At 39.2% G+C, this 9,446-nt stretch carries 6 protein-coding genes; 1 reads left to right on the top strand and 5 read right to left on the bottom strand.

The features are described 5' to 3' along the window. Nucleotides 1-77: 77 nt before the first annotated feature. The gene (pepN, locus tag FTU70_RS05450; RefSeq protein WP_180060237.1) at nt 78-2,687 is read right to left on the bottom strand and encodes an aminopeptidase N; all 2,610 of its coding nucleotides are present in this window, start codon (nt 2,685-2,687) and stop codon (nt 78-80) included. A 371-nt stretch (nt 2,688-3,058) separates the two neighbouring features. On the opposite strand from pepN, the gene FTU70_RS05445 reads away from it, so the two are divergent. Beyond that, nucleotides 3,059-4,216 (top strand): hypothetical protein, encoded by a 1,158-nt coding sequence (locus FTU70_RS05445; RefSeq protein WP_180060235.1) that lies wholly within the window; start codon nt 3,059-3,061, stop codon nt 4,214-4,216. A gap of 114 nt (nt 4,217-4,330) precedes the next feature. On the opposite strand, the gene FTU70_RS05440 is transcribed toward FTU70_RS05445, so the two are convergent. From FTU70_RS05440 to FTU70_RS05425, 4 genes are all read right to left on the bottom strand, one after another. Beyond that, nucleotides 4,331-5,062 carry a hypothetical protein gene (locus FTU70_RS05440; protein ID WP_004973230.1) on the bottom strand — a complete coding sequence of 244 codons (732 nt, stop codon included), beginning with the start codon at nt 5,060-5,062 and terminating at the stop codon, nt 4,331-4,333. 507 nt (nt 5,063-5,569) lie between these two features. Continuing rightward, on the bottom strand, nt 5,570-8,209 hold the full coding sequence (locus tag FTU70_RS05435) for a bifunctional aconitate hydratase 2/2-methylisocitrate dehydratase (RefSeq protein ID WP_096900892.1): 2,640 nt from the start codon (nt 8,207-8,209) through the stop codon (nt 5,570-5,572). A 296-nt stretch (nt 8,210-8,505) separates the two neighbouring features. Next, the gene (locus FTU70_RS05430; RefSeq protein ID WP_004973220.1) at nt 8,506-8,775 is read right to left on the bottom strand and encodes a hypothetical protein; all 270 of its coding nucleotides are present in this window, start codon (nt 8,773-8,775) and stop codon (nt 8,506-8,508) included. Between the two features lie 200 nt (nt 8,776-8,975). After that, nucleotides 8,976-9,335, bottom strand: a complete 360-nt coding sequence (locus FTU70_RS05425) for a hypothetical protein (protein ID WP_104852111.1) — start codon at nt 9,333-9,335, stop codon at nt 8,976-8,978. Nucleotides 9,336-9,446 lie beyond the last annotated feature (111 nt).

Genomic DNA, 9,446 nt, shown 5'->3' with positions numbered 1-9,446 from the left:
CTAGATTATTTTTAATATATTCCAGCCACAAAAAAGCCATTTCAACGAATTGATGAAATGGCTTTTAGTTTTTTAACTTAAACCTCTAACATACTATTTAGGGTTTCAACCACGTTTTTAGATTTCACCACAGACTGCAAATTTAGCAACGCTGCTTGCACTTGGCTACGTTGTGGCTCTGCCAAAGTGTACCAACGCGACAACACCTGCAATAAACGCGAACCTACAATTGGGTTTTTCTCATCTAAATACTTGGCTAAGTCAATAAAATGCTGAACACCAAAACTCCATGTATTCACAGGGTTGCTATTTAAACCACCACTGACTGAACGAATACGGTTAGGTGTACCCAAATCATAATCAGGATGTGCAGTTAAAGCCTGAATGGTTTCAGCTGTCGCTTTTGGATGTGAAGCTTGAACCATAAACCATTGATCAAGTGCTAAAGCTTCATCTTTAAAACGTGTATAAAAATCTTCCAAAGCAGCTTTGGCTTGCGGTGCATCATTCCACACCAAGACACGCAATGCCCCTAAACGCTCAGACATATTTCGAGTGGTATGGTATTGCTGCTGTGCCAGCTCAAACGCTTTGGCATCGCCCTGACGTGCCATTAACGCCAACATGATATTCTTTAAAGCACGTACACCCATTGCCTGAGAGAAATCTTGCTGCATGTCTGGATCAAGGCTTAAATAGGTTTCTTTGCAGAATGCACCAAGTTCGCGCGCCAATGTATCTAACAGCGCATTGCGTTGTTGCTGAATTTTTTCAGGTTGATAATTTTGATCAATACGGCTGCCCAAATAGCCTTCAGAAGGTACATCAAAAATACGTGATGCCAACAAAGGATCTTTTTCAATTAAAGCAGGTACTGTATTTTTCATGGCTTGCAAATAAGTATCTGCTGCATGTTCTTCCAATAAAATACGTTCCAATAGAGTCTGAGTCGCCTGCCACTGGTTAAAGCCATTGGTTTCGTGCTGCATTAAAAATGCCAATTCATCATTAGAATAGTTAAATTCTAAATTCACAGGTGCAGAAAAATTACGCAATAAAGAAACAACGGGATGCGCAGTTATACCGCTAAATTCAATACTTGCTTGTGCCTGATCAAACAAATACACACCATCTTTTACTGAGTTTTCAACCAAAGCTTCAGACTGCAAAATATATTGCTCGCCTGTTTCTGCATTGAACAATGCCAATGCAACAGGAATAGGCAATGCTTTTAAGTTTGGATATTTGGCATTGCTTTTCAGACTTTGTTTTAAATTTAAACGATAAACCTGCGCAGCCGCATCGTATTCGCCCTGCACTTCAAGCTTTGGTGTGCCTGGTTGATTGTACCAAGTCAGGAAATTAGATAAATCAACACCTGAACCTGCGCTTAAAGCATTGACCCAATCTTCAACCGTGACTGCTTGTCCATCATGACGACGGAAATATTCATCACTACCTTTACGGAATTTTTCTTTACCGAGTAAAGTCGACATCATGCGGTTAATTTCCGCACCTTTTTCATAGACTGTTGCGGTATAGAAGTTATTAATTTCTACAAAATGATCTGGACGTGGCGGGTGCGATAACGGGCCAGAATCTTCGGGGAATTGATGTGCTTTGAGCACCGCCACATCATCAATACGCTGTACTGCGGCAGACTGTAAATCTTCAGAGAAAGATTGGTCACGGAACACCGTTAAACCTTCTTTTAAACACAACTGGAACCAATCGCGGCAAGTAATACGGTTACCTGTCCAGTTATGAAAATATTCATGCGCAATAACGGACTGTACGCGCATAATTGCGGCATCTGTGGTGTATTCTTCATCGGCCAATACACATGACGTATTGAAAATATTCAGACCTTTATTTTCCATTGCGCCCATATTGAAGGCACTGGTCGCCACAATCATATAATTATCTAAATCATACGGCAGACCATAGTGTTCTTCATCCCAACGCATCGAATGTTTTAACGCTTGCATAGCAATTTTGCATTTTGGAATGTCTTTTTCTTCTGCATAAATTTCCAGTGCAACATTACGCCCTTCAGATGTCACATAATGGTCTTTCATGACTGCCAAATCGCCAATCACACAAGCAAATAAATAGCTTGGCTTTTTGGTCGGGTCTTGCCAAATCGCATAATGACGACCTTCGCCTGCTTCACCTGTTTCTAACAAGTTGCCGTTTGCCAATAACACAGGATATTTTTTATCGGCTTCAACACGTGTGGTAAATACCGACAATACGTCTGGGCGGTCAGGATAGAAGGTAATTTTACGGAAACCTTCAGGCTCGTTTTGGGTAACAAATAAATCAGAACTTGCCTGATATAAGCCTTCAAGTTGCGTATTGCTTTCAGGATGAATGATCACGATGGTTTCTAACGTGACTTGATCAGGTGCATTTGCAATGCGAAGCTGCTCACTATCTAATTGATAGTCACTTTCCGATAATTCCGTGCCATTCAAAATAATAGATTTCAATTCTAAATCACGGCCCAATAACACCAAATCGCCTGCAGTCTGACGCTGCATTTTCAATGTTGCACCCACTTGGGTGTAATCTGCATAGACTTGAATATCTAGCTCTACAGCATCTACCAAGAATGAAGGTTTTTGATAGTCTTTTAAATAGATAGTTTGGCTGGCTTCAACCATAGGATTTGCTGCAATATTCATCTTGTCCTCATTCTTTGTGGCGATGCGCTTGTTTTTGTAAAGTTGCAATGATCATACGACAACTTTCAACATCTGTCTGCGCACAATCTATTTCAGTCTTGTTCAACAATGCTGATTTATATGGGCGCTCAACCCAAGCTTTTCAATCCTATCTGGATTAATCCTGTACAAGTAACATAAAAGCAGACTGTTTAAATCAATACCTGTATTGCTATTACGCGTAAATTTAATATTTTGATATGCAACTTCACTTCAAATACGACCAACACAGGCTAATTTTGATGATGATCAAAAGCACAGAAGCTTCCACCTTTCAGTACACAAGCCATGTATAATGACATATCACGATTTACTTGAGCTTCTATTTCACAATGCTACAAATTCTGCAAAAACAATTAGATGAAAGCACATTATGCCCTTTGTGTCAGGCATCTATGTATTGGGTAGAAGCAGAACAATATGAGCACGAATTAAATTTTCACCAATGTAGTCATTGTGAACATCGCATCTTTCAAAATAGCCAACAACAAAACTGTCATTGCGCAAGCTGTACCCAACAACGCAAAAAAATCATGGCGGAAACCCGCTTGCAAGAACAACAAAAATTCAAAAAACAGGATGCACCTGAACGCGAATTAAATCAGCTGCGTTTTATAGATAAATTATTTTTATTGAGTATTTTAGATCAGCATGCACAGGAACATATTCCACATGAAGAATTTATAGATTGGGAAAAAATCAAGTATTTAAATATTACCCCCAACTATTTTTTCCAGCACGGCATGATCAAACATTTGCTAAAAGAGCAAATATTAATTGCCAAAGATTTTACGGAAAATGCGCAGCAATATTATATCAATGTCCGTTTAGATGGTTATTCTGAACCAAGCTTATTCAGCATTGCACAACAATTACGTTATTGGTTTTATGAAAATCTGAGTATGGGCACACCGTTCAAAACAGCAGATGAAGTCAAAGATGCGCTGTATTTATTGCTGTATCAAGAGATTGTGCAGTTTATGCAATTTTATTGTCGGACTTGGGGAATACAAATTGCGGGCAACCATAGTTTTCAGAGCTTTTGCTACCGACTTTTAGATATCTTGGCGGTTGGGCAAATTTATTACTTGGTGCAAACTGCTTTGGAATTTTTATACCAACAAAAAGCACTCAAACCGCGTAATGAAAACTTTATTAATACCAATTTACTGAAAAAGACTGTGCAGCAATACCGAGAACGGTCAGTGGCTGAAAAATGGGAGACCTCTACCCTGCCACGCCCGCCTAATTTGCCTTTCAGCTATATGAGCGAAATTTTATTCTTCCGCTTTTTGGGTTATGACGAAAGGATTTTCTTTCAACCTGTGTGGCGTTCTTGGCGAAAAATTGAAGCACGACTTAAATTTTATTCACTTAAACGCTGTATGCACTGCGGATCGGATGAACTGACTGTCGATTATGACGCAGAAAATTATGTGTCCTTATTTTGTCGCAACTGCAAACATCAAGATCATTATTTCACTCAATAAAACTTTGGTGAAGATGATGGTTACACCCCATCACTGCCCAAATTCATCATCTATTGCAGTATAGAGTCAACAGGATACGTACAGAGGATTACAGTTTTTCGATGTGATAAGCACCTAATCCACTTTTCTGTTTAGTGCTAAATTGAGTGCCGTTTCAGATAAAGTTTTACCGTCTAATTTACAAATACACATAATGCCCCAACCATCAAAATAATCAGGCGCGTGCTGCAAAAAGAAATTGGAATGTACATCTTGCGGAATTCTCAAATGCATCAGTTGCTCAAAACTTCGTGCTGGAGAATGAGTTTCATGCACATATACGCCTTCACCGCGCTTTTGAATTTCAGGATACCGTGCCGCCATAAGCTGCAAAACTTCATGATATTCCTTAGGCATAGTTTTCCCGACTCTTGGGAAAAAACTTTTAGAACGCGAAGCAAACAAAGAATAAATCTTCGGTTGATTAATGCTAATCACAAACCACAATGGAATAAATGGATTTTTTAAGCGTCGATTCAACATGGCTTTGACTGCACTTGGAATCGTCAAATTTTGTTTTTGATATTCAGACAAAAAACCCGCTCGTGAATTGACCACATGCATAGGCTGTTCATTATAATGAATCAAAATAAAAGGAATAACATTTTGCCCAACCACTTGATCTCGATCATGATATTGAATAACCGTGACTGCGATTGCATCGGGGTCATAAACAAAGGCTTTAAATTCTTCTAAACTCGAATTTGGAAAGATTTTTTGATCGAATTGATAAATTTTTTCAAAAAAATACGATTGCTGCTGCATTGAAAGCGCTTTAAAGTCAAAAACTGTTTCTATTAAATTCATAAAAACAACCCAGTTTCATATTTAAAGAGAGACGCAAAATTTTTTTAATTGGTCAATGCATTAATAATATGACACATTTTAATTACATAATTTTACAATCATTATAGTAAGTTATTAAAAAATATCCAATTTCATTAAAATTAAAACTAAGTAGTTCATTTCAATAAAGTTTTTACCAAAAATTATAATTAAAATTGAATACCAGCATTAATCCATTATATTTTGTGACGCAGTTTACATTATTTTATGACGAACGGTATTGATAGGCAAATTTATATTGTTTTAATAAGTTAAATCCTAATTTATTTCATAGCTTACGCCCCTATTTTTAAAATCAGCTAGGCAAGCTGAAATATCACAATCTATGCTGTTTTAAATGTCATTCATTATTAGATTGAAATTTTACACATAAAAATAAGGGCTGAATAATCAGCCCTTATTTGATCTTGCTTATCGCTCAACACTCGAACAAATCATAGATTTGCTCTTGCGTTTGCTTTTCCTAACTTAGGTCAACTGAGCAGCAGCAATTTTCTTGGTGTCTACATTCGCAGCAGCGTCTGTGTAGCTTTCCATCTGGTCAAAGTTCAAGTACTTGTAGATGTCAGCAGACATGCTGTCGATTTGAGAAGCGTACTGTTGGTATTCTTCTGGTGTTGGTAACTTACCAAGTACCGCTGCAACAGATGCAAGCTCAGCAGAAGCTAAGTAAACGTTTGCACCTTGACCTAAACGGTTCGGGAAGTTACGTGTAGAAGTAGATACTACAGTTGTGTTCGGTGCTACACGTGCTTGGTTACCCATACATAATGAACAACCTGGCATTTCTGTACGCGCACCCGCTTTACCATAAGTGTTGTAGAAGCCTTCTTCCATAAGTTGACGCTCGTCCATACGAGTTGGAGGCGCTAACCATAGACGAGTAGATAAAGAACCACCAGGAACTTTGTCTAATAACTTACCAGCAGCACGGAAGTGGCCGATGTTTGTCATACAAGAACCGATGAACACTTCATCAATTTTGTCACCTTGAACGTCAGAAAGAAGTTTTGCATCATCTGGATCGTTCGGGCAGCAAAGGATTGGTTCTTTGATGTCTGCAAGGTCAATTTCATACACTTTAGTGTATTCAGCGTCAGCATCAGCTTTAAGAAGTGATGGGTTCGCTAACCATTTTTCCATGTTCTCAACACGACGAGCCATAGTACGCGCATCGCCATAACCTTCAGAAATCATCCACTTAAGCATGGTGATGTTTGAACGAAGGTATTCAGCAACTTTCTCTTCAGAAAGTGTGATAGAACAACCTGCAGCTGAACGCTCAGCAGAAGCATCAGACAATTCAAATGCTTGTTCAACTGTTAAGTCAGTTTCCATTTCTGTTAAGTCGATTTCTAAGATACGACCAGAGAAGATGTTTTTCTTACCTTTCTTCTCTACAGTTAAGTCACCTTCTTTAATTGCGTAGTAAGGAATCGCATGTACAAGGTCACGTAAAGTGATACCAGGCTGCATTTTACCTTTGAACTTCACAAGTACAGACTCAGGCATGTCAAGTGGCATAACACCAGTTGCTGCAGCGAACGCTACAAGACCAGAACCCGCTGGGAAAGAAATACCAATTGGGAAACGAGTATGCGAGTCACCACCAGTACCTACTGTATCTGGAAGAAGCATACGGTTTAACCAAGAGTGGATAATACCGTCACCTGGACGTAAAGAAACACCACCACGGTTCATGATGAAGTCAGGAAGCGTGTGTTGCATTTGAACGTCAACTGGTTTTGGATACGCAGCTGTGTGACAGAAAGATTGCATTACTAAGTCTGCAGAGAAACCTAAACAAGCTAAATCTTTTAATTCGTCACGTGTCATTGGACCTGTTGTATCTTGAGAACCAACAGTAGTCATCTTAGGTTCGCAGTAAGTACCTGGACGAACACCTTGACCTTCTGGAAGACCACAAGCGCGACCTACCATTTTTTGAGCTTGAGTGAAGCCTTTGCCTGTGTTTTCAGGTTGTACTGGAGTACGGAACAAAGTAGATGGTGCAAGACCTAAAGCTTCACGCGCTTTAGCTGTCAAACCACGACCAACGATCAAGTTAATACGACCGCCTGCACGTACTTCGTCTAGAAGCACTGGAGTTTTAAGTTCAGATTCAGCGATTTGTGCGCCGTCTTTGAACGCTGTTACTTTAGCAGCAGCATGGTCGATTTTAAGCGTGATTTCATCACCCATGTTCATGTTAGAAACGTCGATTTCTACTGGTAAAGCACCCGCATCTTCCATTGTGTTAAAGAAGATTGGCGCAATTTTACCGCCTAAGCAGTAGCCGCCATCTTTTTTGTTTGGAATATGCGCGATTTCGTCACCGAAGAACCAAAGTACAGAGTTAGTTGCAGACTTACGAGAAGAACCTGTACCAACAACGTCACCCACGTAAGCAACTTGGTTGCCTTTCGCGATAAGGTCTTTGATTTGGTTTAATGGACCAACTTCACCAGGAACTTCTGGGTTGATGCCATCACGTACGTTTTTCAACATTGCATTTGCGTGCAATGGAATGTCTGGACGGCTCCAAGCGTCTTGTGCAGGTGACAAGTCGTCAGTGTTGGTTTCGCCAGTAACTTTAAACACTGTAAGTTTGATTTCTTCAGGTACATCTTTACGGCTAGTGAACCATTCAGCATCAGCCCAAGATTGTAAAACTGCTTTCGCGTTTTCGTTACCTGCTTTTGCTTTGTCTGCTACGTCATGGAACGCATCAAATACAAGCAAAGTATTTTTCAATGCTTCAGCTGCTAAGCCAGCCAATTCAGCATTGTCTAAAAGCTCTACTAAAGGTGCTACGTTATAACCACCAAGCATTGTGCCTAGTAAGTAAACTGCACGTTCTTTAGAAACGAGTGGAGAGGTTGCTTCACCTTTTGCTACAGCAGCTAAGAAAGCAGCTTTAACGTATGCCGCTTGGTCAACACCTGCAGGTACACGGTTTTCAATCAAATCAACCAAGTAAGCTTCTTCGCCTGCTGGTGGATTTTTTAATAATTCAACTAATGCAGCTGTTTGCACATCATCAAGTGGCTTCGGTGGGACTCCGAGTGCGGCACGTTCTTCAACGTGTTGGCGGTAAGCTTCTAGCACGGTGTTATTCCTCTTTTTTAAAAAATTATTTGTGAATTCCTGCTTTTAAAGCATCACAAACAATATGGACTGCAAAATTTTACTAAACTTCAGGTTAAAAGTTAATGCAACTAGAGTGTTTCTTTGTGATGCCCATTATTTTATAACTAAATGATGCGCATATTGTTCAATTTACAGGCAAAACACGACTTAATTTTAACTTTGTCTGTATGTACACTAACTTTTCGCCTAAAGTTTAACTCGTAAAAAAGGCAACGCTCATGTTGCCTGTTCTAATGAATGAATGATATTCCACCTTAGTGTACTGTCGTAGCTTGAAGATAGTGCTGTAATTGTTCACGACTACCTTCAAACTTGAGTTGAATTTCATCTTCATGCAGCATGCAATGTTCTGCACTGGTAAACGAAATTTGAACTTGATATATCTTTGCAGGTGCATCAATTTGCTGACGTAAATACACCCGATCACCTAAACTTAAAACATAATGACTGCCGCCAATCACTGCGACACCTTGTTCATCTTCTAAGAGCAAATCTGCATTATGCAGGTAAGCAACCACTTCCATTATGCGCTCCTACTGTTTTTGTTATCTTTTTAATTATTCATGAAAAAGATAAGCTTTGCCAGTTTTAAGATTTAGAACTTGTCACAATTTATTTGTTATTTATTTTAGTTTTAGACGTTTTATTTACTTAGGCTATTTTTGATAAAAGATATAGAGGTACAAAACATATTTCAATTTTAATTCATAAAAAAACCGTTCTTTTAGAACGGTTTGTAATCAGGCATTTTATCATGCGGGGTCGCGATACATTTTTCAGTAAATTGCGTACGGACTTTTTCACGTGCCGCATCAACATCACCATTAATTTCTTCAAGTGGCAATGCATATACTTGCTCAATAATCTCTGAGATAAAATTACGGGTAATGTCATCTTCAATTTTATTGGCATGCTCAATGGCACGTTCTTTTTCAATCGCATTTTGACGATCTAGCATGATGGTACGCGCAGCATTGCCAACACTTCGGCAATAGCCTTGCCATTGTTCTTCAGGGGTTAAGGGTTTCTTTTCTGCACAACCCATTAATGCAAGCACTGCAGTCACCACCAAAATCTTTTTCATTGAAGCTCTCCTGTTGTGCTTATGATAATCAAAAGTTGACATAAATACGAAACTATCCATGCACAAGTTTAAAAAATGCGCTCTGATAGAACGCATTTTTAAGTGAGGTTG

Origin of the sequence: Acinetobacter sp. YH12135, assembly GCF_013418565.1 — a bacterium.
GTDB classification, from domain to species: Bacteria; Pseudomonadota; Gammaproteobacteria; order Pseudomonadales; family Moraxellaceae; genus Acinetobacter; species Acinetobacter towneri.
The sequence above is the reverse complement of the archived record's forward strand: the minus strand, read 5'-3'. Positions and strand labels throughout refer to the sequence as shown.